The sequence below is a fragment of the Thalassobacillus devorans MSP14 genome (assembly GCF_000496835.1).
In the GTDB taxonomy this organism is placed as follows: domain Bacteria; phylum Bacillota; class Bacilli; order Bacillales; family Halobacillaceae; genus Thalassobacillus; species Thalassobacillus devorans_B.
In genome coordinates, this window is the sequence record NZ_KI543237.1 from 1,049,083 (window position 1) to 1,073,703 (window position 24,621).

Genomic DNA, 24,621 nt, shown 5'->3' on the forward strand with positions numbered 1-24,621 from the left:
AATAAAAGCTATAATCGTTTCGAAGTCAAAAATAAGGAGGGCACTATGCAGAACTGGTATCATATCATCCCGAAAAATACAGGACTCAGCATCTATGTGTGGATCATCTTTTGTGGTCTCCCATTCTTTTTTATCTTCCGCTCTTCATCAGTGCTGGATATTGTCTCCGGTATTTTCATGGTATTGTTGTTTTTCTTAGCCTATCGCCTTTCTTTTATTTCGGACAACTGGATGGTCTATGTTTGGGTAAGTATCGAAATGGCAATCAGTATCGTCATGACCATTCTTTTCGGCTACATTTATTTTTCGCTTTTCCTGGCATTTTTCATTGGAAATATTCGCAGTAAAGCGGGTTTTCTGACATTATATATCGTCCATCTAAGCACGACAGTAGTGACGACCACTTTCGTTTTCATTATTAACAATGAATCCCTATTTCCACATCTTCCATTTATCATCATCAGTGTGCTTGGCGTTATTCTGCTTCCTTTCACGATTTATTATCGGAACAAACGAATCGACTTGGAAGGACAGCTGGAGGATGCCAACAAACGGATCTCCCAATTACGCGTCATCGAGGAACGAGAGCGGATTGCACGTGATTTACATGATACACTTGGACAAAAGCTATCCTTGATTGGTTTGAAAAGTGATTTGGCTGGAAAATTGATAGATAAGAAGCCTGAGGTGGCAAAGAATGAAATACATGATATCCATCAAACAGCACGTACAGCATTAAAAGAGGTCCGGGAAATGGTATCCAACATGAGGGGCGCCAACCTCCAAGAGGAAACCATTCGGGTCCGGCAATTATTGGAAGCGGCGCAGATCGAGTTTCAACTCCAAGGAGATGCCGACCTCCCCCACACCCCTCCTTTAGTAGAAAATGTGTTGAGTATGTGCTTAAAAGAAGCCGTCACCAATGTTGTCAAACATAGTAAAGCAACCGTCTGCAGTATTATCATTGAACAATCACAAAAAGAAACAAAGATTACCGTTGAAGATAATGGAACCGGGGTTTCTAAAGATAGGGAGGTTACCCAGGGACATGGCCTTCAAGGTATGAAAGAACGCCTGGAGTTCGTCAACGGCAGCCTGGAAGTTTTTTCGTCTAAAGAAAATGGAACCACCCTTCATATTGAAGTACCGAATGTTATTCAACAAACGAAACAGGAGGAATCGGGATGATTCGCATTGTCATTGCCGAAGACCAGCGCATGCTGTTAGGAGCGCTTGGCTCACTGCTTGATTTAGAAGAGAATATGGAAGTTATCGGAAGTGCCAAAAACGGGGAAGAAGCCTGCGAACTGGTAAAGAAACACAATCCGGATATCTGTATCATGGACATCGAAATGCCTGTAAAAACTGGTCTTGAGGCAGCAGAAGAACTGAAAGAGCATCCATGTAAAATCATCATACTGACTACCTTCGCAAGAGCGGGTTATTTTGAGCGGGCACAGAAAGCGGGCGTAAGCGGTTATTTGCTGAAAGACAGCCCAAGTGAGGAACTGGCAACTTCAATCCGCAAAATTATGGAAGGTCAGCGCATCTATGCTCCAGAACTGGTAGATCTCGCTTACGGTGATGTAAACCCATTGACGGAACGGGAAGTCCAAGTCATCCAGCTGATGGCTGACGGGAAGAACACGAAAGAAATTTCAAATCAGCTGTACATTACCCCCGGCACCGTCCGTAATTATATTTCAGTAATATTGGATAAACTCGAAGTAGGCAACCGGATCGAAGCCATCTCCCGTTTTAAGGAAAAAGGCTGGTTCAAATGAAAACCATCCATTAAAAATGCCATGCTCCGTATCCTTGTGCGGAGCATGGCATTTTTACTAGACGTGCGGTCGTGTTAACTGGACAAAGTGGAAAGATTACTGGAGTAGCAACAATTTACCAGACAATTTTCATAATGTACTAGACAAAAATTAAAAATTTAAAAGAAATGACTTATCTATTATAGGCAGGATCTACTGTACTACCTGATCCTTACCGCTCCAGTTCAATATATTCCCTTACTAACTTCCATTCCTCGCCTTCTTTTCTCCAGACAAACATACACTGCGCAGGGTATGGGTCTCCGTTTATCAGGTTTATTTCCCTGCCGAGCACCAGATATTCCTTCCCATTATTTCTTGCTGTAATTGATCCCGATTCAAAACTTTTTTGGGCATCCCCATATTGTTGCAGTACGGCATCCAAATCGTAATCATAACTGTATTGATCAGGTTTATCCAGACCAGAGTGGGACCAGTAGCCGATGAAGTTCTTTGCCATAAAAGTCCTTATTTCTTCCCCATTTTTACTGAAAAAACCATCATTCCATGCTTGAAAGTATTCCTTTAAAACTGCTTCGATTTTTTTCATAGGTATGCTCCTTTCTACTAGTTACCATTCGTTTCCCTTCACCTTTTTCCTTCAACAATTTCAAAAAAAACGGGATTTACCTGCTCTTCCTTTTCAAAATTATAATTCCATCACAAATGAAAGCGTTTTATTACCTGCCAATTCGGGAAATGTCTTAAAGATGCAACTTCCCAGAGTTTCTTACTTCACACTACTTAAAGGAGAGGGATTCAGATTGGCAGATAACCGTGGAGTCGTTTATACCGGTGCTGGCAGTGTCGAAGTGCAGGATATCCGCTTTCCGGACCTGGTACTTCATGAAGGTCCGGGTGTTCCGAAAAGCAATGCAGGACGGAAGTGTGAGCATGGAGTAATTTTGAAGAATATCGTTACGAATATCTGCGGCAGTGATCAGCATATGGTACGCGGTCGTACAACTGCTCCCGAAGGACTTGTGCTTGGTCATGAGATTACTGGTGAAGTTATTGAAGTTGGACGTGATGTGGAATTTATTAAAAAGGGAGATATCGTATCGGTACCTTTCAACGTAGCATGCGGACGCTGTAAAATGTGTAAACGTCAGGACACGCATATTTGTCTGAACGTCAATCCCGAACGCCCCGGCGGAGCTTATGGCTACGTGGATATGGGCGGCTGGGTCGGCGGCCAGTCGGAGTATGTTATGGTACCATACGCCGATTTTCAATTACTTAAGTTTCCTGACAAAGAAAAGGCGATGGAAAAGATTCTGGATTTGACGATGCTGTCTGATATTTTCCCTACTGGTTATCATGGCGCCGTCAGTGCCGGAGTGACTACCGGATCGACGGTATATGTGGCGGGAGCCGGACCTGTAGGGCTTGCCGCCGCTCACTCAGCCCAACTGTTAGGAGCATCGGTGGTCATTGTAGGAGACCTGAAGGAAGAACGATTGGCCCAGGCGAGAAGCTTCGGCTGTGAGACCATCAACCTGAAGGAACACGATGATCCAGGAGAGCTGATAGAACAGATTTTAGGTGTTACGGAAGTAGATTGTGCCATTGATGCTGTGGGATTTGAAGCCTATGGACATGGAACCGATCACAAAGAGGCTCCAGCCACCGTATTGAATACGATGATGGATGTGGTGGAAGCCGGGGGTAAAATGGGGATCCCGGGCCTCTATGTCACCGAGGACCCAGGGGCAGAGGATGAAGATGCCAAACAAGGTTCGTTGAAAGTCAAGTTCGGGCTTGGATGGTCGAAAGCTCATCATTTTGTCACCGGGCAGACACCTGTCATGCAGTACCACCGACAGCTGATGATGGCCATCCTGAATGGCAAAGCGAATATTGCGGAAGCAGTCAATGCTACTGTCATTTCACTCGATGAAGCGCCACAGGGATATAGGGATTTTGACAGCGGTGTTTCGAAAAAATTCGTTATCGATCCCCATGGGATGCTAAGGTAAAAGGACATATTCTCTCTAAAAAGCACAGAGCGTTTAAAAGCTCTGTGCTTTAATTTTGATTAACGATGATAAAGCTGATACATTTCTCTGCTTCTTCTTTCTTTCCGCTCCGGCGCACTGAAACTTCTTCACTGCTCCCCCTGTTAAGACCATCTATATATTCTCATTACCTACTAACTAATAAAGCAGCCTTCCTGCATTCAGGAAGGCTGCCAGATGATCGATTATGACGTTTTCGTCCAATATGCTGCTTCGCCTGTTTCCGTAGACGGAGGGAACTGTTCACCTTTTTCTAACTTAATAGCTGTATCATCTTTGCTGGCGTCTCCTCCATTTACGAGACTCTCTACTTTGTATGTGCCGCCTTCTGGTGCTTTTTCGCCTGTCTTATACGTATTATTAGCCATGTCCTCATACCTCCTGAATTATTTTTTTTAGGGGGGCTGTTACTCCTTTCATTGCACCCTGGCGAACATAATAAACGTGATTTAGCAGATTTGGGCAAAAAGGATGATAGAAAACACAAAAAGTATATTTAAACTGTGGAGGTCGCACGTTTATCATATGAACTTGCACAATTACTCGGTGGGGACGCACATTTATCACATGAACCTGCACAATTAATTGGAGCAGATCAGCCATCGATCGCCCCCTATCATTATGCGCGGTCCCGACTAGTCCTTTTCTGGCTGCTGAAAAAGGTAAAGTAACAGTTTCTCCATCCCCTCTCTCCTGAGGGGGTTTTCTTTGGAATATGCTATCATTTTACAGTATATGGTTATTGCCAGCTGGTAGTATAGCTTACGAAAAAGATGGTAAGGATGGTGATAGAGAAACTAGAACTAATGATGTAGGGGTTGCTTATCATGCCAAGGTATTCCCGTCGTAAACGTCAAACCCCCAAAGAGGAAACTTCCACAGACAAGCTTGGAAAATCGCTTCAGACTAACATAGCGCAGTTCAAGCAGACGCTCGGCGATAGTACGGATATCGTTATCCGAAACTTCAAAGCCGGTCAGACTGGTTCCATGGATATTGCTGTCCTTTACACTTCCGGTCTTGTCAACGAAGCGATCGTTCATGACTTTGTGCTGGACACGTTAATGGTGCAAATCAGGCAGACGCCTTTGGATACGATAGAAAAACAAGATTATCAGATTATAAAAGACTTTGCGATGACAGGCGGCAACATCACCGATATCGACACGATGGGAAAGCTGTTTGACCACGTGTTATCCGGAGATACCGTCGTCATGCTGGATGGTTCTATCCAGGCAATGGCGATCGATACGAGAGACTGGGAGTCCCGAGGCGTCGAGGAACCGTCTACCCAGTCTGTCGTACGCGGGCCGAAGGAAGGTTTTACAGAAACACTACGGACTAATACCGCTTTAATGAGGAGAAGAATCAAAGATGAGAATCTTTGGATTCGTACGAAGCCGATCGGTAAAAAAAGTAAAACCGATGTAGCGGTCGTCTATTTGAACGGAGTAGCCGATGAGAAAGTCGTCAAAGAAGTGTACCATCGCCTGGATAAAATCAATATCGATGCAATTTTGGATAGCGGCTATGTAGAAGAATTGATCCAGGATGAAACGTATACTCCTTTTCCAACGGTGTACAACAGTGAACGGCCTGACACGATAGCAGCCGGCATTCTGGAAGGCAAAATCGCCATCATCGTGGACGGATCCCCTTTCGTTCTGCTGGTTCCGGCCTTATTCGTGAATTTTTTCCAGGCGGCAGAAGACTATTTCCAGCGGGCGGACTTCTCGACGCTCATCCGTATGGTTCGTTATTTGGCCTTTTTCCTTGCCATGCTGACGCCATCTGTGTATATCGCCCTGACTACCTATCATCAGGAAATGATTCCGACATCGCTGTTGGTCAGCTTATCGGCACAACGGGAAGGTGTGCCGTTTCCTGCATTCGTCGAGGCCTTATTGATGGAAATCACCTTCGAAATTCTAAGAGAAGCAGGAGTACGTCTGCCTAAGGCAGTAGGCTCTGCGATTTCAATTGTCGGTGCCCTCGTGCTTGGACAGGCAGCTGTTGAAGCAGGCATTGTTTCCTCTGCCATGGTTATTGTCGTTTCATTGACTGCGATTTCGAGTTTTGTGTCTCCAAGCTTTAGTTTTGCGATATCCATCCGGATGCTGCGGTTCGGATTTATGATTCTCGCCGCTACACTCGGTCTATTCGGAATTCTGCTTGGACTGATCATTCTGACGCTCCACCTTTCGAGTCTGCGTTCTTTTGGTGTCCCTTACCTGTCACCAATGGCGCCGTTCATTGTTGCAGATCAGAAAGATGCGATTCTAAGATTTCCACGGTGGAAACTCACTACCCGGCCGCGTCTGATCAGCCAGCAGAAGATTACCCGGGAAAATGGGGAAGCGCCGAAACCGCCAAAACGTTCACGACGCAAAAAAAGGAAGAAACAAGAATGAAACAAAAACCATTACTGAAGCTGGCCACGTTAAGTCTGTGTGCTCTGTTGCTATCCGGCTGTTGGAGTAAGCGCGAACTGAACGAACTAGGGATTGTGACAGCCATCGGAATAGATCTCCAGGACGATCAGTATAAAGTGACTGTCCAGGTAATCAATCCGAGTGAAGTCTCTTCCCAGGAGATGACGACCCGTACCGCTGTTTCCACCTATACTGCTGTTGGCAATTCGATTTTTGAAGCCATTAGGAGGCTGGTCACCCAGACCCCCCGTCAGGTCTATATGGCCCATGTCCGTGAAATCATTTTTGGGGAAGAAATGGCAAAGAAAGGGATTGGAAAAGCGCTCGATTTCCTTTCCCGCGATCATGAGATGAGGACCGATTTCCATTTGACTGTCGCTGAAGGTATGGAAGCAGAAGATTTATTGAAAGTGCTGACTCCGTTAGAACGGATTCCGGCAGAAAAAGCGTACTCATCAATCAAAGCCGGCGAAAAGTATTGGGCTCCGGTACAATCGGTAAAAATAAGTGATGTGCTCAGTGCCATGCTTTCCGAAGGGGATAACCCTGTACTGACCGGTATGCGGGTTGTAGGAGATCCAGAGCAAGGGAGCAACCTTGACAATGTCGAAAAGGTCAATTCACCAACAAGAATCAAAATCAGCAGGCTGGCGGTATTTCAGAAAGACCATCTGGCCGGTTGGCTGACGGAGAATCAGAGCAAAGGGTATAGCTATATTGTCGACAAGGTTCATAGTTCTGCTGAATTTGTACCCTGTAAGGATGCTGACAAAGGAGGCATCACTTTGGAAGTTTTTGACTCCACCAGCTCCATGGAAGCCGTCGTCCAGGCCGGAAATCCAAAAGTGACGATTTCCATCAACATAGAGGCCGGAATTGCTGAAGTCGAATGTCCATTAAAGCTTTCGGAAACAGCTGTTATCCATCAGGTGGAAAAACAATTTGAAAAGCGGATGAATAACATGGTGACAGGCACTGTCGAAGTGCTGCAGCAGGATTTGAAAAGTGATGTACTAGGCTTCGGAGAACTGATTCACCGTACAGATAAAACATATTGGAAGACTGTACAAGAAGATTGGGAAAACATTTTTCCTGACGTAGAAACCGATGTGAAGGTAAACGTAAAAATTAAGCGGACAGGGACAATTGTGGATTCCTATCAGAAGGACATGGAGGGATAGCAGCCATGGAAGTGATTCTATTGACCACGCTGCTCGTATGGGCAGGAGCCGGGATCAGGAAATTACGCAAACAGGGGTTGTGGAAGGACATGATTGTCTACGCCTGCCTATGGGCTACTTCGACAACTATTATTACGCTGCACAGGTTCAACATCCCTGTCCCGAATCCTCTGGATGGCATCGCCTACGTATATCAACCGTTAAGTTATCTTTGGAAACAATGGTTTTCTTGATAGAGGGGAGGGAAGGTCATGGAACTCAATGAAAAAGTTACATTAAGACAGTTCAATTTACTGATGATCTTATTTATAATCGGCACCTCCATCCTCCTATCTCCTGCGAGTCTGGCTAATTATGCCGGCAATGACGCCTGGCTTAGCGCAATTTTATCCGTCGGTATCGGAATGATCATTGTCATCTTTTTCTGGATGATCAGCCGGCAGTTTCCTGGCAGCAACCTTGTCGATGTAAGCGAACAGGTGCTGGGAAAATGGATCGGCAAAGCCGTATCTCTGATGTTCGTCGGTTTTTCACTCCTATCGGCTTCCACCGTACTATGGGTGATCGGTAATTTTTTAGTAACCCAAATCATGCCGGCCACACCCATGCTCTTCCTGCACTTTCTGCTGATGTTGGCAGTCGTTTATGGGGTATTGCTGGGAATTGAAGTCATCTGCCGGACCGTTGAAATATTTTTCCCTTACATTGTCACCTTGCTGATGATCATATTCTTTTTCAGCATCCCATCCGTACAAATCGACCGCATCCGGCCATGGCTGGACAGTGGTTTTAAACCGGTCCTGGAGGGTGCACTATTTGATGTCAGTGTTTCTATGCTGCCTTTGATTGTCTTGTTCATGGTATACCCTAAGCTTGTCACGGATAAGAATCGTGCACTCCCTAAAGTATTAACCAGTTACTTGATTGCCGGGACCTTCATCATCGCAATTACGTTCATTACCACAACGGTACTTGGTGTCAAAATAACGGCCAACCAGGCCTACCCTACGTATGTAGTTGCCAAAAGCCTGAATATCGAGGGCTTGATTCAGCGGGCAGAGGTGGTTATTGCGGTTTCCTGGATTCTGACCATCTTCTTCAAATTATCGTTATACTTTTATGCTTCTGTGACTGTGTTGGCACAGACATTGAACCTGAAGACGTACCGTACGATCACGGTACCGATGGGAATGCTGACGATCGCTTTATCGGTAATCGTATACCCTAGTACAACCTACGCCAACGAATGGAATGAAACAACGTGGCTATGGTTCGCCCTTACTTTCGGCATTGCCTACCCGCTGCTGCTTTCCTTGATTGCTATGCTCCGGGGAGTCAAGGGAAGAAGCCATCCTTAGAGAGGAAGTTGAATGATGGGGACAGAAAAAATCAATGGACTCCAATTCTTTATTATGATTCTCTTATTTGAACTTGGCAGTGCGGTCGTGCTTGGGTTCACGTATGAGGCAGGGGGCAGTTCCTGGATCGTGATTCTCTTAAGTATGCTGGCAGGAATCGTGCTCTACTTATTATTCACCTATTTAGCCGGCTATCACCCGGACCTCACCCTGACAGAAGCTGTATGTAAAATCACAGGCCCGTTCATCGGACGGCTGATCGCGCTGGTCTACATCAGCTACTTTTTTTATATTGCCGCCAGGGTATTGGGTGATTTCAGCAACCTCATCCAGATGACCATATTGCGACTGACCCCTCTTATTGTAGTAGCCGGTGTCTTCACATTGATGGTCGTTGTCGCTTCCTGCCTTGGGATTGAAGTGATCGCCAGAACGGCAGAAACATTTTTCCCCTGGGTCATCTTTTTCAGTACCTTATTCCTTTTATTTGTTTACATCGATGGCCTGCCGGACTTCAGAAATCTGCAGCCTATCCTGGATAAAGGCTGGGAGCCGATCCTGACGACCGTCTTCCCCCAGGGGATGACATTTCCATTCGGTGAACTGATCGTATTTATGATGTTTTTCCCTTACCTTGCTGTTCCTGATAAAAAGACAAGCATTGGTATTGCCGGCATCATTATCAGCGGTGTGATGCTGACCGTGACTCAGGTGACGATTTTAGCTGTGCATGGAGCCGAAGCAGCCAAACTGTTGACGATACCTCTGCTGGAAACGATCTCACTCGTCAATATCCAGGACATTATCCAGCGGATGGACCCCCTGATCATCATCACCATGATCATTCTCGGTTTTTTTAAAATTGCACTATTTTTTCACGCCGCCATCATCGGCCTGCATGAAACTTTGCATATCCCCCGTTCCAAGCGCATTTGGCTCGTGAGCGGGGCTGGCATCGTTCTTATGGCTGTTACTTATATGATCAGCCATGATTATGTGAAACACGTGAAGATCGGATTGGATATCGTACCTTTGTATGTCCATGTCCCACTGCAAATCATCCTGCCTGTTCTATTGATCGGGGTCGCCTTTATCAGAAATAAAGTATTGAAAACCAGTAAGTGATCAAGCCTGGACAAGCTGGATCATATTGCCGCACGTATCGTCAAAGACGGCGACCATCGAGCTCCCCATCTTTGTCGGTCTGGTGGTAAACTTCACACCCAGCCCCTCGAGGCGTTCATATTCATTATAGATATCATCTACAGCAAAAGACGCCGCCGGTATCCCTTCCCGGTATATCGACTCCTGGTACTGTTTTGCCGCTGGATGAAGGTTCGGCTCCAGTAATAAGTCGATATCCCCTGATCCTTCCGGGGATACAACCGTCAGCCAGCGAAAATCTCCAGCCGGCAGATCCATTTTCTTCTCAAACCCGAGCACCTGGGTGTAAAATTGCAGCGCCTTTGCCTGATCTTTCACAAACACACTGGTAATATAAATGCGCATGAATATCCTCCTCCATTCCATTACTACTTCGACTGATTAATGCAGAATCCTTCTAGACACTCACCCATAACTACATTTTGCATAGCTTATTATACAGGGAAAAGAGACTAATCGGGGAGCGTGTTAATGTGAAGGGAAACGTACGTCATTATTTCGCCGGTGACCATACGGCAAAAGGCTTTTACACATTGTATGATAGTTGTTTTCAGGATACCGGCCTGGTATATAAACTGAATGGAACCTCTCCAGCTGTTAAATCAAAGATTATGAAGCAGCTGGCAGATACATTTCAGGAAACAGGGATGGCAATCGAATTGATTCATCGTTCATCAGACCCTGAGGAACTGGACGGTGTCATTTTACCGGAAATGAAAATCGGTCTCGTGGATGGCGACTTATACGATAGTGCCGGGAAAGACGTCGATGTAGATACTGCCATTGATACAGATCAGCTGGTCAATCAGGAAGATGAAATTCTTGGTTTGAAAGAAAAGATAGAAAACGAATTTTCCTCTGCACACGCTTCCTTTGCGACCGGTCTGCATATTCACGATGGCCTGGAGGAAATATACATCAATCAGATGGATTTTGCCAAAGCGAACCAGCTGGCTGTCGAGCTTAACGAAAGCTTTTTCCACGGTGTGGCAACAACCGGCCGGACCTCTATCGTCAAACATCGCTTCTTTGGCGCTTCTACTCCACAAGGTGTAATGGATTATATCGAAAACCTTACCGAGGACCTGGATAAACGCTATTTTATCAAGGGCCGGGCGGGGACTGGAAAATCAACGTTATTGAAAAAAATCTCCGCAGCAGCAGAACAGCTAGGCTTCGATATCGAAATGTATCATTGCGGTTTCGACCCGGAAAGCATGGATATGGTGGTCATCCGTGAACTGGGGTTCTGTATTTTTGACAGCACCGACCCCCATGAATATTTTCCTGACAGAGCCGGAGACGAAGTCGTCGATGTCTATGAAAAAGCAGTCACACCAGGGACGGACGAAAACTACGCGACCGCTATCATGGAACTCAATCGCAGCTATAAGTCTTATATGAAAAACGGCATCGCCATATTACAGGAAGCGAAACGGCTGCATGATGAGCTTGAGCATATTTACGCAGCGGCGACAGATGACAGTAAAGTGGAGGAACTGATAATTCAGCTTAATGCTGAAATCACCTCCTCACAAAAGGCCTGAGAGCAGTTTAGAGAGTAAAATTTAAAAGCGCACGACAAAAGCCAGCCACTATCGCGAGTGGCTGGCTCTTATTTTAATTCCACACGTCGTCAGCGATTTCGAGGACATGCCTGATTTTCGCCCATTGTTCTTCTTCAGAAAGGACATTTCCTTCTTCGGTAGATGCAAATCCGCACTGCGGACTGAGGCACAGCTGGTCTAACGGTACATAATCAGACGCTTCCGCAATTCGCGCTTTGACGCGGTCCTTGTCTTCGAGCTCGCCAGTTTTAGAGGTAATCAGGCCAAGCACGATACGAAGGTCATCGCGTTTTACATGGCGAAGCGGCTCCAATCCGCCGGAACGTTCATCATCATACTCGAGGAACAGTCCGTCCACATCCAGTTCGTTGAAAATCGTCTCCGATACCGCATCATAGCCGCCGGACGCTGTATATGTTGAGCGGAAATTACCCCGGCAAATATGCATGGTAATCACCAGGTCATCCGGCTTCTCAGCAATCGATTCATTGACCGCCTGGACAAACAGTCCCAGCAATTTTTCCGGGTCATGACCACGATCGCGGATCATCTGCAGTCCTTCTTCCGAGAAAAATCCTGCCCATGACGTATCATCGATCTGCAAGTAACGGCAGCCGGCATCGTAAAAGGCCTGGATCGCTTTTTGATAGGCTTTTGTCAGGTCCTTCAGCAATGCAGCTTCATTTTCATAGATTTCCTTATCGATATTGCCGCGGAATAATAGCATATTCGGACTTGGAATCGTGAACTTAGGCGTATGATCCTCCCCTACAAGGGAATGAAGGAACTTATAATGCTCGATCATCGGGTGGTTATCATTGAAATCCACCTTATCGACGACCCGCACAGAATGGGGTTTGGTTTCCACACCCTTGAACTGAATGCCGGATTCGGGCTCATACCCTTCAACTCCGACTAAATTTTCGAGAAAATCAAAATGCCACCAGGCACGGCGAAAATCCCCATCGGTAATCGACTGGAGCCCTGCTTCTTTTTGTTTCTCCACAAGCTTAATAATCTCTTCATCTTCGATTCTCGTCAGTTCTTCTGCAGAGATTTCCCCGTTTTGCCTTTGCTGGCGTGCTTTTTTCAATCGATCCGGACGAAGAAAGCTCCCCACATGGTCGCCGCGGAATGGTGCTGTCGCTGTTTTTGTTTTTGCCATTTCTAATCCTCTCCTCTGCTTAGAAAAATCGGCTTATAGCCCAGTACTAGACGAAAGCCTAAGTCTTTTTATACTTTCACAAGTTAAACTTCTTAAAGTATAAAAATAAAAAGTCTCTTCCAATAAGAAGAGACTTTGTGATGACTTCGCCGCTTCTTATCTCTCAAGTTCATAGGAACTCGCAGGATTTAGCACCTTGTATGATACAGGTTGCTGAGGCGTCGCCGGGCCATACCCTCGACCTCTCTTGATAAGAATGTTTATCCAATTTTCAGAAACTAGTATGCTAGTAATCATATCAGCTATACAAGAAAAAATAAACCCGTACAAAAAATTTTTCGTTTGCTTCAATTTGAAGTTTTTTCCACCCCCGTTTGGAAATATTTACTGACGAATGATGTAACGAAATGGAGGGAAAAAGATGGAAAAAACCGAATTGGAACGAAAAATTGAAGAACAAAGACAAAAAATGTACCATTTGTATATAACAGAACCCCACTACCCGGAACTCGTAAAAATATCTCAATACTTAGATGAACTATTGAATGAATACACCCGTTACACCAATAGCTTCAAGCAATCGAAAGAGCTGACTTTTGAGTAAGGGTGCTTTCTCAAAAGGCCATAGGGAAGGCAGCATACGCTGTCCATATGACTTCCAACCTATCATTTTCACTACAAAGGTGCCCTCGTCACCAGAAAACTATCAATATCCTCACGAATCATTAAATATACAATGTCTTTAAGAAAGCACATTTTTCACCATGTCAAAAGGACGCTGCACCAAATATTAGTTTGTTCATTTTAGTCTTCTATTCTGCCCCTTCCTCTACTATGATAGGAATTAACTGAAACGAAAGGGCAGATGGTCGATGGGAATCAACGATATCATTATACTGATCGTAATCGCGTTCCTTTGTATAGGAGCTATCGATAAAATATTCGGTAACCGGTTCGGTCTGGGGGAACGCTTTTCGGAAGGATTCATGGCGATGGGTTCTCTGACACTCGCCATGGTCGGTATCATTTCCCTTGCCCCTGTAATTGCCAACCTGCTCACGCCCGTGGTCGCTCCGGTCTACGGTCTGATAGGGGCCGACCCGGCCACATTCGCAAATACGATTCTCGCTATCGACATGGGGGGCTACTCGCTCGCCACCGAGATGTCACAGCACCCCGATGCTGAGTTATTCGCCTGGGTCTTCCTCGGGACCATGATGGGGCCGACGGTCGTGTTCACCATTCCCGTCGCGCTTGGAATTATCGAAAAAAAGGATCATCCGTACTTCGCCAAAGGCATTCTCCTCGGGCTGATCACAGTCCCGGTCGGTGCTTTTACAGGCGCGATGGTTGCGGGGCTCGATAAGACTATTATTCTTATAAACCTGGTACCTGCGATTTTAATTTCCCTAGTGATTGCTTTCGGATTATGGAAAAAACCTTCGGCAATGATTACCGGTTTCTCGGTGTTCGGCAGAGGAGTGGAAGCTTTAGCGATCATAGGGCTGACCGCCATCGCAGTGGAAACCCTGACCGGAATCGTCGTCATTCCCAATTTGACGCCCCTCGATGAAGGAATTCAGATCGTTGGCAGACTCGCTATCTTCCTTGCTGGCGCCTTTCCGATGGTCGCATTCATCTCCCGCGCTTTTGATAAATACTTAGCGAAGGTCGGTGGTTGGCTTCGTATCAGTGAAACCTCTACAACCGGCCTGATCGCATCACTCGCCCATAGCATCCCGATGCTTGCGCTGCTGAAAGAGATGGAACCGCGAGGAAAAATCATCAATGTTGCGTTTGCGGTCAGCGGTGCGTTTGTATTCGGGGGTCATTTAGGGTTTGTCGCCGGAGTCAATCAGGAGATGGTTTTCGCTATGATTGTCGGTAAACTTGTCAGTGGGTTCAGCGCGATCGCCCTGGCACTATTCACGTTGAAAACTACGGTGTGAATGCCGGACACACGACTATGGGATGAAGTCGCGCGTTTAACAGCCGAGGTCGCACACTTAAAAGGCAAACTCGCACGATTAGCAGCCACGATCGCACAATTACAACGAAATCGCACATTAAAAAAGGGTGCGATCGTCGGCACCCTTTTGCTGATTATTTTTGATGAGACAGTTGTCGTTCTGTAAATTGATCGGCTTCGGTGGAACCTTTCAATGCCGTCGTCGATGATGTTCCGCCCGACACCACCTGGGCTACTTCATCAAAGTAGCCGGTACCGACTTCACGCTGGTGACAGGTAGCGGTGTAGCCGTGTTCTTCGCTGGCGAATTCAGCCTGCTGCAGCTCGGAATAAGCTTCCATGCCACGGTCTTTGTACTGGCGTGCCAGTTCGAACATGCCATGGTTCAAGGAATGGAAACCTGCCAGGGTGACGAACTGGAACTTGTAGCCCATTTTACCAAGCTCTTTCTGGAAATTGGCGATCGTTTCGTCATCGAGCTTCTTTTTCCAGTTGAATGATGGCGAACAGTTGTAAGCCAAAAGCTTGCCAGGGAACTGTTCGTGGATAGCGTCGGCAAACTGCTGTGCTTCTTCCAGGTTCGGCTCAGACGTTTCACACCAGATCAAGTCGGCATAAGGAGCATAAGCAAGGCCGCGGGAAATCGCCTGGTCAATACCTGGTTTCGTGCGGAAGAATCCTTCTGCTGTCCGTTCGCCGGTCATGAATTCCGCATCATATGGATCCAGATCGCTCGTGATCATATCTGCTGCATTAGCATCCGTCCGGGCAATGATCACAGTTGGTGTACCCATCGTATCGGCTGCGAATCTTGCGGATATCAGGTTGCGCACGGCGGTCTGCGTCGGCAGCAATACTTTTCCGCCTAAGTGGCCGCATTTTTTCTCAGAAGATAATTGATCCTCGAAGTGCACCGCAGATGCCCCCGCTTCAATCATCCCTTTCATCAATTCAAACACGTTCAATTGACCGCCGAACCCAGCCTCGGCATCGGCAACGATTGGCGCAAACCAGTCGATATCCTCTTTGCCTTCCATATGGTGGATCTGATCAGCACGCTGTAATGCCTGATTGATCCGCTTGACTACCTGTGGCACGCTATTTGCCGGGTACAAGCTTTGGTCGGGATACATGTGACCGGACAAGTTGGCATCTGCTGCCACCTGCCAGCCGCTTAAGTATATCGCTTTCAGTCCTGCTTTCACCTGCTGCATTGCCTGGTTGCCAGTCAGTGCTCCCAGCGCATGGACGTAACCTTCTTCATTCAGCATCTTCCACAATTTTTCCGAACCCTTTTTCGCTAATGTATATTCAATGTCCATCGATCCGCGGAGACGAATGACATCTTCCGGCTCGTAAGGTCGTGTAATCCCATTCCAGCGTTCCTGTTTCCATTGTTCTTTCAGGTTCTCGATTCGATCTTGTTTCATAAAACTGACTCCTCCTTGAAAAATGGTTATATATAAAAGATGTTGCTCACAGATTCATGGGCGGGACAGGATGGATACCCGCCCCTTTTGTTATAATACATAACCTTAGTATTTAAAGTATTATATAACAGATACGGTAAAAAAATTTACTCTTCACTCTTAGCCAGGCAGTGCTCACATTCCATAAAATAAATCGCGCTGTGATCTCCTACTGGTGTACCGCACTCCGGGCAATGATGACCACTGTTTCGTTCGTTCTGTTTTCTCATGTTAATTCCTCCTTTTATAATACAGAAACTAAATTTGTTTAACTGTTATGATACAGTCTATATAGTTTGGTCAAAAAATGCAACTGTTTTTTCAGAATTTTTTATGAATTAGTGCTTTAGTCTATTATATAGGTGTTTTTTCACAGGAAAATCTTATCTACTAAATGCAGATCGGCGTCAAGTAAGAACATGCCTGCGTTAGGGAATAAGTTAATTGGGATAAGTCAGAACATTTTTGAGACAGGGCGGAAGGTATGCCCCTTGGGGAAGAAGATAGCGGAGAAAAGGCAGAACACACAAAAAAACAAACGTAAACAGCAGCGTTTACGTTTGTTATCTCAGCGTTTTGAATGACAGCATCACATAAGTGAAGAAGGCGCCAATCATAATCATCAGCACCCGGATCACCCAGAATTCCACGAACAAGAAGGCAGAAGACAGCATCGATACCCACAAAACGACCACCCCGATGATTTTTGCTTTCAGCGGGATGCCTCGTTTTTCGCGGAAATCACGGATATACTTCCCGAACCATTTGTTCGTGATCAGCAAGTGATACAGCCGCTCAGAGCTTCGGACAAAACAGGCGGCCGACAGCAATAAAAATGGTGTCGTTGGCAGCAGCGGCAGAATGATGCCGATTATACCGAGAACTAATGTAATAAACCCGGAAACGATAAGGGTAATGCGTAAAATCATATTCATTGCTACGACACGCCTTTAAGATGAATTCTGTACTATTACAGTGGTTAGAAAGATTGCAGGTATTCGCAGATCGTTTCGATACCTTTTTCAAAATTAGCGAGATGGAAGTGCTCATTCGGTGCATGCAGATTTTCCGTCGGGAGACCGAACCCCATCAGGACTACCGGCGCTTCCAATACCCTTGCGAAAACTTCGACAATCGGGATTGAGCCGCCTTCTTTCGGGAACAGCGGACGGACTCCGTAAACTTTTTCATAGGCATCGGCTGCTTTCTGGATCATCGGATTCCGGGAATCAAGGGCAACCGGCTTTGCCTGGATGAATTGCCTGGTCGTCACATGGGCACCGGCAGGCTTGTGTTTCTCTAAATGCTTACCAATCAATTCGTATACCTGTTGTGGATCCTGATCTCCCACCAGCCGGCAGCTGATTTTTCCACTTGCTTCTTTTGGAATGATCGTTTTGATGCCTTCCCCTTGATAGCCGCCGGTCACTCCATTAATCTCCAGCGTCGGGCGGATGCCGGTCTGCTCATGAAAGGTGAATCCGGACTCCCCAAATAACGCATCCAGCCCCAGTTCCTGTTTCATCTGTTCTTCGTCAAAAGGAATTTCCGCCACCTCTTTCCGAAGCTGCTCCGTCGGCTCGGGCACACCTTCATAAAAACCTTCGACGGCAATTTTCCCATCCGCTTCATGGAGGGAATCAAGCAGACGCACTAATGCATGCAAAGCATTCGGGACTGCTCCCCCGTAAGCACCGGAGTGTAGATCGGAATTGGCGGTCTTCACTTCCACTTCCATCGCCAGCGCCCCACGCAGGGAGGTGCAGATCGCCGGTTGTCCTTTTTCAATAAAAGAGGTATCGGAAACGAGTACGGCATCTGCCGCAAGCTTATCCGCATTGGCGTCAATGAAAGGTCCAAGGTTCGGACTGGCAATCTCCTCTTCTCCTTCGATGCAAAACTTCACATTTACAGGTAAGGTGCCATACTCTTTTTTCAATAATTCCAACGCTTTGATATGCAAAAACAGTTGACCTTTATCATCGGTTGCCCCGCGGGCGAAAATTTTGCCATCACGGATCACAGGTTCAAACGGTGGTGTTTCCCATAATTCTAACGGCTCCGGAGGCTGGACATCGTAATGACCGTAGATGAGTACCGTCGGACGCCCGTCTGCATGGAGCCAATCGCCATAAACGATCGGATGTCCATCGGTTGCTATTATTTCAACATGCTCCATGCCAATGTTATCAAGCGCACCTGCGACCCATTCCGCTCCTTTTTTTACATCGTCCTTATGAGCCTCAACCGCAGAGATGCTCTGAATTTTTAAAAATTCCTCCAACTCTTGTAAAAATGCATCTTTATGTACCTGAACCTTCTCCTTCACTGTATAACCTCCCTATGGTTTTCTTAATCCCATTATAATCAAGACCCTCAACTTTTTCACAAAATAACGTTCTTCCCATGGCTATAAAACCCTGCAATTTTACAGGCCCGTAGTTTGATATTCCCTCAGTGTGGAAATAAAGAAAGAAAAATAATGGAAAGGATGAATCATTCATGAGCGAACCTCTGCACTATTTCCCTGACAGTTACGAAGAGTCACGTGATGTATTTCGAAGCCATCTCGATAAAATAAAAGAAAAATGGCCAGAAGCCGAGCTGACTGGCAAACCCATATCAACGGGTGATGATAATACGATTGATATGATTTACGCTGACGCCCGTTCTTCCAAGGATAAAGTGTTGTTATTCACCTCAGGTGAGCACGGCATCGAAGGATATGCCGGCGCAGCGGTCATTCGTTTATTTGTTGATGAATATCTGCACCAGATGGACCCGGAAACGACGGGGATCTGTCTGATTCATGGGCTCAACCCATGGGGAATGCGGAACTTCCGCCGTGTCAACGAAAACAACGTCGATTTGAACCGTAACCAGCTATATGACGAAAATTCTGTACCGGAGGATGTAAACAAATATTACGAAAAAGAGAGTGAACTCTTTTTACCGAACGGAAAAATCACTGATTTGAAAAAAGATAAAAACGAACTCCACGCCCAGCTGACAAAAGCATTAGCGAAGGAAGGATATAGCGCTATCAAAGAAGCGAAAGGCATGGGGCAGTTCGAATTCGAAAAAGGCGTCTATTTCGGCGGAAATAAAGAAGAAGAATCGGCCGCTTTCTTAAAAAAGATGCAGCGTAAACTGTTGTCCGAGTATTTGAAAGTCATCCACATGGACTGGCACACCGCACTTGGACCGACCAATGAAATCACGATGGTGGCATCCGAGCATGATCAACGAGATGAAGATGAACTGAAATCTTTTTATGGCATGAAAAATGTTCAAAAATTCACGCCGAAAAAGGTAAAAGGCGACTCCACCAACCATTTTCATAAGCTTCAGAAGGAAGAATATCCAGACACCGAACTTTTTTCCGCATTATTCGAGTTCGGCACCTTCGGAGAAGGCAAAAAGGCCGAATTACGAGAATTCACAACGATTGTTCTCGAAAACCGGCTTTACTGGGAGGGTGCAGAAAAAGAAGAAGACCGGCAATGGATTCTTGATGAATTCAAAGCAATGTTCTATCCAAAAGAACAAGCATGGCGGGAAGCAGTTCTGAAAGAAGGACGTTTTGGTATAGAATCCATCTTGAAAAAAGAAGAAATAATATAACAAGGCTGCGCTCAGCTCTGTTTTTTTACGGTCAATAGACCCCAAACGATAGTCATTGTCTGTCACCCGCTTGCATAGTCTCTTACAAAGGGGGACAGGCGATGACGACAATGAAACTGATCCGTTATTTAGTTGCTTTTGTGTTCATTATATCTGCACTGATGAAGCTGCTGAACTCCGAGATGGGGAGTGTGTTTATAAACCTTGGACTGCCGAGCCCGATGCAATTGATGTACGCGGTTGCTACTGCAGAGCTGATTGCCGGCATCCTGCTGATTATGGGCAGATATGTAAAATATGCGACGATGATCTTAATGTTCATCATTATTGCTGCGATTATATTGACCAAAATACCAGCTTTGCATGGCGGATTTGTACATGCTTTGTTCAGCGCCAGGCTGGATATTGTCTTATTAGGCTTATTGGTTATCCTTTTTCGCAGTCATCCATAAGAATGAACAATCCAGTCCCTATGAATGGACTTTTTTATGTTGGAAATGAATCTCAGCATTTAAAAAGCAGGCCGTATCCGGATGTCCGGATACGGCCTGCTTTTCCTTTACTTCACCTTTTTCAAAAGCGTCAGAGAATAGATGGCTGCAATACCTACCACGACGTAAATAATTCTTGCAATCGGACTGTCCATTCCTCCAAAAATACCCCCGACCAGATCCCACTGGAACAAACCAAATAATAACCAATTCAAACCGCCCACAATAATAAGAATAAGTGCTGCCATGTTTAAACCTTTCATTTACATTTCCGCCTCTCTATATTTGTTTAACTATTGTATAGTTATTGTATAACCGTTTTATGATTTTGTAAAACCTTTTTATAACCAAAAAGTTAGTTTTTTTAAAAAGTAACAAAAAAACTTGGCTTTCGCCAAGTCCATAAATTGTGCGTATTAAATTTAGAGAATAGAAGAGGCAGAAGATTTGTTGTCTATGACATAGTCCCTGTTTCTGCAAAGCTGTTTCTTCCGCTATCATTCCATAGCAGTGGGGCTGTTTTGCTGGATATGCCTTTATTTTAATTCCTTCATCATAAACGGTTTCAACAAGTGGCTGAGACCTTTAAGCACACTCCTGTTCGGCTGAGTGGCCATCTTATTTACGATCGAATTGTGGAGTGATTTTGTTACCAGGTCCAGCTGATGGTTGTTCAGGCTTTCAATTGCTCTGCGCAGTACCAGAGAATCATCATAATCTTTATATAGCGGTTTACAAAGCGTTTCATAATCTCCAAGCCCACAAATATCCTGCGCTGCGTATATCCCGCTAAGGATAGAGCCCGTTTGTCCAAAACCTAAAAACGGGGTGATTGCACCAAAGCAGTTTCCGGCAAAGAACGTGTTGCCGATACGTGGATACTTGCACCTTCCAACCATGTAATCCTTTATCGTAAATTCTTCTTCTACAATGATGTCCTGGTTCAGCGTCCGTGAAGCCTGTTTTAACATCTCTGCCCAGAATTCACTTCGCTTTTCTACCCATTCCTCTTCATACTGAGGATAGACGATCACCAGCGTCGCTTCTGTTTTGGAATGAGGAAGCAAGTAGCCCATACCTTTCGGTGCAAAATCATTATTGAACCAGGTATGTACCTCATTTCGTATAAAATCACCTTTGACGATTGCCCCGGCAAATGTGGATTTGAGTGCTATTTCATATGGCTGGATTTGCTGGGTATCCTGAGGATCACCGGTCGCTAACACGACATGGGTATACGATTTGGAAATGGCTTCATAAGTCTCATGTTGATCATAATGTACCTTACTATGCACCAGTTGTTCGGCTAATTGTTTTTCGTAAGACTCTTTATAATTGCCCCGCATATTAACAAACCCGATATTTCCCTCCACGTAGGCAGACTCGTTTTCGGAGTGAGCATATATCTTTTGTATATTGTACGTCGGCTTTAAATGAATATCATGCGTTTCAGAAAAAAACTTCACCGCATCATTGATGGGAGCGTGAAGAATAGGCGTCATCAATTCTGCTATGTTATATCCAAACCCCGGTTCCTTTCGTTGCTCAAATATATCAGCAGTATGGCCGTGTTTTTCCAGCGTCAAGGCACAGGAAAGTCCGGCAAGTCCAGCTCCGATAATGGCTGTTTTCATAACATTCCCCCCTTTTTCCCTAGTGTTTGTAAGGAGAAGTAATTTATACTTGAGGACAAAGCCTTACTCAAACATCCTCGCAAGTCATATACTTTCCTGAACCGGTGACCGCCCTTCCCGGCTTAACTTTTCCGCTTTAAATTAAGAGTCATGGGTGGTTATTGTTAAACCTGCGGGAACAAACAGCCTCAAGCACAAGTTGCTGTTGCTGTTCGAAGGTTTCTAAAGTAGGAACTGCAGCGGCCAGTTTACTTAAATATCCAACACCGCCTACTGTCTGTATATCTTTTCCCAGTTCTTTCGTTACGGTTACTAATGTTATTGGCTCACTATGATCATGAATTTTAGCAATCGCCGCAAAAATCTTCTGGTGACAATGGGATTGAAAAAATTCAATCTTCAGCTTCGACTTCACCATCAGTGTACCATCCAGGAGAATTGCTCCTAAGACCGACTGTTCTGCTTCGTCATTATGTATCATCTTCTATCCCCCTTATCGGTTAGATACCTTCCATCTTTATAATCGAAATAAAACGGGATGGGGTGCTGTATTTTTTAGATGATTAAATTATAGAGGGAGTCTTCTCAAAGCAGGATGGTTCTTTTTGCTAACGCCCGTTATGGCTGCCACCGGAATATCGCGCTTCCTTTTACTTCATACTAAACAAAAAAGGAGGCAAAAACATGGCGAAACGCACAAAGAAAAATGATCCGCAGCAAAAAAATAAACAAGGCTTTGATTCGAGCAAAACGGATACCGAATTCTCCAAGGAATTCGGCAGTGCCAAAGCAAATCAGGCACACAAAGAGAAGGCCAAACGAGCAAGAAAGTCCAACAAAGCAAGCAATGATCTTAATAAAGAACAGGAGCAGCGATGACAATGACAAAATCCAAACGACAAGAAGAACGGGAATGGAAAGCCAGAAAGCATGCACAAAACCCCCACGGAAAAGTGAGATCGTTCGATGAAATAGCTGACGAAGCCAAGAAAAATAATGACCAATAAAGAACCAGGACCAGTCGCTAAGGTGTCTGGTCCTATTTTTTTCAATGAATTCATTCCATATCTGAACAGGAATAATTACCTTGGCTAAAGCACGCCCTCCTATTTCATTACCGCATACACTCCCAAAATTTCAGAAGAACTGAGAAGGGGCTTTACCGTAGACATTTTCTTCTTTTAAACAGAGTGGAAAACAATTAAGTTATTTACATGTTAAAATGGAACCAGCACATCCAACCTGTGTTATAGATGGCCGGATAACGGGAAGAGTATAGGTGGATGTAATAACGAATGCTATTAAAAGGAGTGGTAAGTATGAACAACACCCATTTTGACAAAATCAAAAACGGCAAAGGATTTATTGCGGCATTGGACCAGAGCGGTGGCAGTACGCCAAAAGCACTGGCGGCATACGGTGTACCGGAGGATTCTTATTCCGGCGAAGATGAAATGTTCGACCTGGTCCACCAGATGCGGACGCGAATCATCACGTCCCCTGCCTTCAGTTCTGACAAGATTCTTGGCGCTATCCTGTTCGAACAAACGATGGACCGTGAAATCGAAGGGCAGTACACTGCTGATTACCTTGCAAGTAAAGGTATCGTACCATTTCTAAAAGTCGACAAAGGACTTGCGGATAAAGAAAATGGCGTGCAGCTGATGAAGCCGATTCCTGACCTTGATGAGACGCTGCGCCGTGCCAATGAGCGTAACATCTTCGGTACCAAGATGCGCTCCGTCGTCCATGAACCGAACGAAAAAGCGATCAAGACAATCGTTGACCAGCAGTTCGATTTTGGTAAACAAATCATCGCAGCCGGGCTTGTTCCGATTATTGAACCAGAAGTGGATATCAACAGTAAGGATAAAGAGACATGTGAAGCCATGTTGAAAAACGAAATCCTGAAGCAGCTCGATGCGCTGACAGATGACCAGAACGTGATGCTGAAGCTGACCATCCCAACGAAGGCTAATATGTATAAGGAACTGATCGACCATCCACGCGTCGCTCGCGTTGTAGCACTATCCGGCGGCTATTCCCGCGACGAAGCGAACGAAAAGCTGAAAGAAAACGACGGTCTGATCGCCAGCTTCTCCCGCGCACTCGCCGCAGACCTGAATGCCAATCAGTCTGACGAAGAGTTCAACGAGAAGCTGCAGCAAGCGGTTGATAGCATCTATGATGCGTCTGTAAATAAGAAATAAGGAAAAACGTAGTGCCTGCCCCCTGCCATCAAGGGGACGGGCACTTTTTTACGGCTATAGGATTACAGTAATTCTCTCAATTCAGCTGACATTTTTTCTACCAGCTCCGGTCTGCCATGAAATTGAGCAGGTGTATTTTGAAAAAGCTCAATATTCCACTTGCCATTCTGGAAAGAAAGCAGCAAGGTTTGATGTGTGTTGACCTCTGGCTTAATATCCGACTCCCCAGGCGGAACCATTCCTGCTATTGCTCGTACAATCGCGATATCCTCTCCGAGAAAGCGGATTTCTTTTATTTTAGTAACGTAAGGAGCCGTTGGGTGGTCCCTGAATACAGGGTCTAAGTGAGAAAAAATCTCTTCAGGCCCTTGGGATTGGCTGCCATCAAAACCGATGCTCTCGCCATTTTTCGAAAATAAATCCGCCATCCCTTTGGCATTACGACGGTTCCAGGCAGAAATCAGCTGCTCATATAGTTTTCTTACTTGCTGTTCTTTATTTTCCATAACATATCC

At 45.5% G+C, this 24,621-nt stretch carries 29 protein-coding genes and 1 riboswitch; of the genes, 16 read left to right on the plus strand and 13 right to left on the minus strand.

Annotated features, from left to right (window positions below; genetic code table 11):
- Nucleotides 1-45: 45 nt before the first annotated feature.
- Complete coding sequence (locus P855_RS0115305; RefSeq protein WP_028784394.1) at nt 46-1,188, plus strand: sensor histidine kinase; 1,143 nt, start codon at nt 46-48, stop codon at nt 1,186-1,188.
- Complete coding sequence (locus P855_RS0115310; RefSeq protein WP_028784395.1) at nt 1,185-1,784, plus strand: response regulator transcription factor; 600 nt, start codon at nt 1,185-1,187, stop codon at nt 1,782-1,784. The genes P855_RS0115305 and P855_RS0115310 overlap by 4 nt, the downstream gene beginning before the upstream one ends.
- A gap of 211 nt (nt 1,785-1,995) precedes the next feature.
- On the opposite strand, the gene P855_RS0115315 is transcribed toward P855_RS0115310, so the two are convergent.
- Nucleotides 1,996-2,373, minus strand: a complete 378-nt coding sequence (locus tag P855_RS0115315) for a nuclear transport factor 2 family protein (RefSeq protein ID WP_028784396.1) — start codon at nt 2,371-2,373, stop codon at nt 1,996-1,998.
- 214 nt (nt 2,374-2,587) lie between these two features.
- On the opposite strand from P855_RS0115315, the gene fdhA reads away from it, so the two are divergent.
- Nucleotides 2,588-3,802: a formaldehyde dehydrogenase, glutathione-independent gene (fdhA, locus tag P855_RS0115320; protein WP_028784397.1), complete on the plus strand. Its 1,215-nt coding sequence runs from the start codon at nt 2,588-2,590 to the stop codon at nt 3,800-3,802.
- Nucleotides 3,803-4,026: 224 nt separating this feature from the next.
- On the opposite strand, the gene P855_RS0115325 is transcribed toward fdhA, so the two are convergent.
- Nucleotides 4,027-4,209: a YjzC family protein gene (locus P855_RS0115325; RefSeq protein WP_028784398.1), complete on the minus strand. Its 183-nt coding sequence runs from the start codon at nt 4,207-4,209 to the stop codon at nt 4,027-4,029.
- 459 nt (nt 4,210-4,668) lie between these two features.
- On the opposite strand from P855_RS0115325, the gene P855_RS21120 reads away from it, so the two are divergent.
- Genes P855_RS21120 through P855_RS0115355 form a run of 5 tightly spaced genes read left to right on the plus strand, consistent with a single transcriptional unit; the run spans nt 4,669 to nt 9,937 of the window.
- Nucleotides 4,669-6,252 (plus strand): spore germination protein, encoded by a 1,584-nt coding sequence (locus P855_RS21120; protein ID WP_051353250.1) that lies wholly within the window; start codon nt 4,669-4,671, stop codon nt 6,250-6,252.
- The gene (locus P855_RS0115340; protein WP_028784400.1) at nt 6,249-7,454 is read left to right on the plus strand and encodes a Ger(x)C family spore germination protein; all 1,206 of its coding nucleotides are present in this window, start codon (nt 6,249-6,251) and stop codon (nt 7,452-7,454) included. The genes P855_RS21120 and P855_RS0115340 overlap by 4 nt, the downstream gene beginning before the upstream one ends.
- Nucleotides 7,455-7,459: 5 nt before the next feature.
- Entirely contained in the window at nt 7,460-7,687 is a 228-nt protein-coding gene (locus P855_RS0115345; protein ID WP_028784401.1) for a hypothetical protein, read from the plus strand.
- Between the two features lie 18 nt (nt 7,688-7,705).
- Nucleotides 7,706-8,812, plus strand: a complete 1,107-nt coding sequence (locus P855_RS0115350; RefSeq protein ID WP_028784402.1) for a GerAB/ArcD/ProY family transporter — start codon at nt 7,706-7,708, stop codon at nt 8,810-8,812.
- A 15-nt stretch (nt 8,813-8,827) separates the two neighbouring features.
- Complete coding sequence (locus tag P855_RS0115355) at nt 8,828-9,937, plus strand: GerAB/ArcD/ProY family transporter (protein WP_028784403.1); 1,110 nt, start codon at nt 8,828-8,830, stop codon at nt 9,935-9,937.
- On the opposite strand, the gene P855_RS0115360 is transcribed toward P855_RS0115355, so the two are convergent.
- Entirely contained in the window at nt 9,938-10,321 is a 384-nt protein-coding gene (locus P855_RS0115360) for a VOC family protein (protein ID WP_028784404.1), read from the minus strand.
- Nucleotides 10,322-10,449: 128 nt separating this feature from the next.
- On the opposite strand from P855_RS0115360, the gene P855_RS0115365 reads away from it, so the two are divergent.
- A complete protein-coding gene (locus P855_RS0115365; RefSeq protein ID WP_028784405.1) occupies nt 10,450-11,523 on the plus strand; it encodes a PRK06851 family protein in 1,074 nt (357 codons plus the stop codon).
- Between the two features lie 73 nt (nt 11,524-11,596).
- On the opposite strand, the gene P855_RS0115370 is transcribed toward P855_RS0115365, so the two are convergent.
- Nucleotides 11,597-12,709, minus strand: coding sequence for a 5-methyltetrahydropteroyltriglutamate--homocysteine S-methyltransferase (locus P855_RS0115370; protein WP_028784406.1), 1,113 nt, complete (start codon nt 12,707-12,709; stop codon nt 11,597-11,599).
- Nucleotides 12,710-12,862: 153 nt separating this feature from the next.
- A riboswitch (SAM riboswitch) is annotated at nt 12,863-12,966 on the minus strand.
- Nucleotides 12,967-13,130: 164 nt separating this feature from the next.
- On the opposite strand from P855_RS0115370, the gene P855_RS0115375 reads away from it, so the two are divergent.
- Both P855_RS0115375 and eutH read left to right on the plus strand, forming a co-directional pair.
- Nucleotides 13,131-13,313 carry an aspartyl-phosphate phosphatase Spo0E family protein gene (locus P855_RS0115375; protein WP_028784407.1) on the plus strand — a complete coding sequence of 61 codons (183 nt, stop codon included), beginning with the start codon at nt 13,131-13,133 and terminating at the stop codon, nt 13,311-13,313.
- Nucleotides 13,314-13,581: 268 nt separating this feature from the next.
- Nucleotides 13,582-14,658 (plus strand): ethanolamine utilization protein EutH, encoded by a 1,077-nt coding sequence (gene eutH / locus P855_RS21125; RefSeq protein ID WP_037986117.1) that lies wholly within the window; start codon nt 13,582-13,584, stop codon nt 14,656-14,658.
- Nucleotides 14,659-14,812: 154 nt separating this feature from the next.
- Here the strand turns inward: eutH and aceA are convergent, their stop codons facing one another.
- The 5 genes from aceA to P855_RS0115405 all read right to left on the minus strand — a co-directional run bounded on the left by aceA (nt 14,813) and on the right by P855_RS0115405 (nt 18,651).
- A complete protein-coding gene (gene aceA, locus P855_RS0115385) occupies nt 14,813-16,108 on the minus strand; it encodes an isocitrate lyase (protein WP_028784408.1) in 1,296 nt (431 codons plus the stop codon).
- Between the two features lie 146 nt (nt 16,109-16,254).
- A complete protein-coding gene (locus tag P855_RS22675) occupies nt 16,255-16,377 on the minus strand; it encodes a hypothetical protein (RefSeq protein WP_268744496.1) in 123 nt (40 codons plus the stop codon).
- A gap of 333 nt (nt 16,378-16,710) precedes the next feature.
- Entirely contained in the window at nt 16,711-17,082 is a 372-nt protein-coding gene (locus tag P855_RS0115395) for a YbaN family protein (protein ID WP_028784409.1), read from the minus strand.
- A 44-nt stretch (nt 17,083-17,126) separates the two neighbouring features.
- Nucleotides 17,127-18,476 carry a dipeptidase gene (locus tag P855_RS0115400; RefSeq protein ID WP_028784410.1) on the minus strand — a complete coding sequence of 450 codons (1,350 nt, stop codon included), beginning with the start codon at nt 18,474-18,476 and terminating at the stop codon, nt 17,127-17,129.
- Nucleotides 18,451-18,651, minus strand: a complete 201-nt coding sequence (locus tag P855_RS0115405; protein ID WP_028784411.1) for a hypothetical protein — start codon at nt 18,649-18,651, stop codon at nt 18,451-18,453. Before P855_RS0115405 ends, P855_RS0115400 begins: the two co-directional genes overlap by 26 nt.
- On the opposite strand from P855_RS0115405, the gene P855_RS0115410 reads away from it, so the two are divergent.
- Together P855_RS0115410 and P855_RS0115415 are read left to right on the plus strand one after the other, a co-directional pair.
- On the plus strand, nt 18,650-19,771 hold the full coding sequence (locus P855_RS0115410; protein WP_028784412.1) for a M14 family metallopeptidase: 1,122 nt from the start codon (nt 18,650-18,652) through the stop codon (nt 19,769-19,771). The two genes, P855_RS0115405 and P855_RS0115410, sit on opposite strands and share 2 nt — an antisense overlap.
- A 101-nt stretch (nt 19,772-19,872) precedes the next feature.
- Complete coding sequence (locus P855_RS0115415) at nt 19,873-20,223, plus strand: DoxX family protein (protein ID WP_028784413.1); 351 nt, start codon at nt 19,873-19,875, stop codon at nt 20,221-20,223.
- 107 nt (nt 20,224-20,330) lie between these two features.
- Here P855_RS0115415 and P855_RS0115420 read toward each other — a convergent pair whose 3' ends face one another.
- The 3 genes from P855_RS0115420 to P855_RS0115430 all read right to left on the minus strand — a co-directional run bounded on the left by P855_RS0115420 (nt 20,331) and on the right by P855_RS0115430 (nt 22,377).
- Nucleotides 20,331-20,525 carry a DUF378 domain-containing protein gene (locus tag P855_RS0115420; RefSeq protein WP_028784414.1) on the minus strand — a complete coding sequence of 65 codons (195 nt, stop codon included), beginning with the start codon at nt 20,523-20,525 and terminating at the stop codon, nt 20,331-20,333.
- 273 nt (nt 20,526-20,798) lie between these two features.
- Nucleotides 20,799-21,896, minus strand: a complete 1,098-nt coding sequence (locus P855_RS0115425; protein WP_028784415.1) for an NAD(P)/FAD-dependent oxidoreductase — start codon at nt 21,894-21,896, stop codon at nt 20,799-20,801.
- 148 nt (nt 21,897-22,044) lie between these two features.
- Entirely contained in the window at nt 22,045-22,377 is a 333-nt protein-coding gene (locus tag P855_RS0115430) for a DnaB-like helicase N-terminal domain-containing protein (protein ID WP_028784416.1), read from the minus strand.
- Between the two features lie 203 nt (nt 22,378-22,580).
- Between P855_RS0115430 and P855_RS0115435 the strand changes: the two genes are divergently transcribed.
- From P855_RS0115435 to P855_RS0115445, 3 genes are all read left to right on the plus strand, one after another.
- Complete coding sequence (locus P855_RS0115435; protein WP_028784417.1) at nt 22,581-22,775, plus strand: hypothetical protein; 195 nt, start codon at nt 22,581-22,583, stop codon at nt 22,773-22,775.
- A 2-nt stretch (nt 22,776-22,777) separates the two neighbouring features.
- Complete coding sequence (locus P855_RS22565) at nt 22,778-22,903, plus strand: DUF6254 family protein (protein WP_235062658.1); 126 nt, start codon at nt 22,778-22,780, stop codon at nt 22,901-22,903.
- A 312-nt stretch (nt 22,904-23,215) separates the two neighbouring features.
- Complete coding sequence (locus P855_RS0115445; RefSeq protein WP_028784418.1) at nt 23,216-24,106, plus strand: fructose bisphosphate aldolase; 891 nt, start codon at nt 23,216-23,218, stop codon at nt 24,104-24,106.
- Between the two features lie 62 nt (nt 24,107-24,168).
- Here the strand turns inward: P855_RS0115445 and P855_RS0115450 are convergent, their stop codons facing one another.
- The gene (locus P855_RS0115450; RefSeq protein ID WP_028784419.1) at nt 24,169-24,612 is read right to left on the minus strand and encodes an SgcJ/EcaC family oxidoreductase; all 444 of its coding nucleotides are present in this window, start codon (nt 24,610-24,612) and stop codon (nt 24,169-24,171) included.
- Nucleotides 24,613-24,621 lie beyond the last annotated feature (9 nt).

Excerpts from the sequence above, each read along its gene's own strand:
- P855_RS0115305 (WP_028784394.1), top strand. The coding sequence starts at position 46 with ATGCAGAACTGGTATCATATCATCCCGAAAAATACAGGACTCAGCATC.
- P855_RS0115310 (WP_028784395.1), top strand. The coding sequence starts at position 1,185 with ATGATTCGCATTGTCATTGCCGAAGACCAGCGCATGCTGTTAGGAGCG.
- P855_RS0115315 (WP_028784396.1), bottom strand. The coding sequence starts at position 2,373 with ATGAAAAAAATCGAAGCAGTTTTAAAGGAATACTTTCAAGCATGGAAT.
- P855_RS0115325 (WP_028784398.1), bottom strand. The coding sequence starts at position 4,209 with ATGGCTAATAATACGTATAAGACAGGCGAAAAAGCACCAGAAGGCGGC.
- P855_RS21120 (WP_051353250.1), top strand. The coding sequence starts at position 4,669 with ATGCCAAGGTATTCCCGTCGTAAACGTCAAACCCCCAAAGAGGAAACT.
- P855_RS0115340 (WP_028784400.1), top strand. The coding sequence starts at position 6,249 with ATGAAACAAAAACCATTACTGAAGCTGGCCACGTTAAGTCTGTGTGCT.
- P855_RS0115345 (WP_028784401.1), top strand. The coding sequence starts at position 7,460 with ATGGAAGTGATTCTATTGACCACGCTGCTCGTATGGGCAGGAGCCGGG.
- P855_RS0115350 (WP_028784402.1), top strand. The coding sequence starts at position 7,706 with ATGGAACTCAATGAAAAAGTTACATTAAGACAGTTCAATTTACTGATG.
- P855_RS0115355 (WP_028784403.1), top strand. The coding sequence starts at position 8,828 with ATGGGGACAGAAAAAATCAATGGACTCCAATTCTTTATTATGATTCTC.
- P855_RS0115360 (WP_028784404.1), bottom strand. The coding sequence starts at position 10,321 with ATGCGCATTTATATTACCAGTGTGTTTGTGAAAGATCAGGCAAAGGCG.
- P855_RS0115370 (WP_028784406.1), bottom strand. The coding sequence starts at position 12,709 with ATGGCAAAAACAAAAACAGCGACAGCACCATTCCGCGGCGACCATGTG.
- P855_RS0115375 (WP_028784407.1), top strand. The coding sequence starts at position 13,131 with ATGGAAAAAACCGAATTGGAACGAAAAATTGAAGAACAAAGACAAAAA.
- eutH (WP_037986117.1), top strand. The coding sequence starts at position 13,582 with ATGGGAATCAACGATATCATTATACTGATCGTAATCGCGTTCCTTTGT.
- aceA (WP_028784408.1), bottom strand. The coding sequence starts at position 16,108 with ATGAAACAAGATCGAATCGAGAACCTGAAAGAACAATGGAAACAGGAA.
- P855_RS22675 (WP_268744496.1), bottom strand. The coding sequence starts at position 16,377 with ATGAGAAAACAGAACGAACGAAACAGTGGTCATCATTGCCCGGAGTGC.
- P855_RS0115395 (WP_028784409.1), bottom strand. The coding sequence starts at position 17,082 with ATGAATATGATTTTACGCATTACCCTTATCGTTTCCGGGTTTATTACA.
- P855_RS0115410 (WP_028784412.1), top strand. The coding sequence starts at position 18,650 with ATGAGCGAACCTCTGCACTATTTCCCTGACAGTTACGAAGAGTCACGT.
- P855_RS0115405 (WP_028784411.1), bottom strand. The coding sequence starts at position 18,651 with ATGAATGATTCATCCTTTCCATTATTTTTCTTTCTTTATTTCCACACT.
- P855_RS0115415 (WP_028784413.1), top strand. The coding sequence starts at position 19,873 with ATGACGACAATGAAACTGATCCGTTATTTAGTTGCTTTTGTGTTCATT.
- P855_RS0115420 (WP_028784414.1), bottom strand. The coding sequence starts at position 20,525 with ATGAAAGGTTTAAACATGGCAGCACTTATTCTTATTATTGTGGGCGGT.
- P855_RS0115425 (WP_028784415.1), bottom strand. The coding sequence starts at position 21,896 with ATGAAAACAGCCATTATCGGAGCTGGACTTGCCGGACTTTCCTGTGCC.
- P855_RS0115430 (WP_028784416.1), bottom strand. The coding sequence starts at position 22,377 with ATGATACATAATGACGAAGCAGAACAGTCGGTCTTAGGAGCAATTCTC.
- P855_RS0115435 (WP_028784417.1), top strand. The coding sequence starts at position 22,581 with ATGGCGAAACGCACAAAGAAAAATGATCCGCAGCAAAAAAATAAACAA.
- P855_RS22565 (WP_235062658.1), top strand. The coding sequence starts at position 22,778 with ATGACAAAATCCAAACGACAAGAAGAACGGGAATGGAAAGCCAGAAAG.
- P855_RS0115445 (WP_028784418.1), top strand. The coding sequence starts at position 23,216 with ATGAACAACACCCATTTTGACAAAATCAAAAACGGCAAAGGATTTATT.
- P855_RS0115450 (WP_028784419.1), bottom strand. The coding sequence starts at position 24,612 with ATGGAAAATAAAGAACAGCAAGTAAGAAAACTATATGAGCAGCTGATT.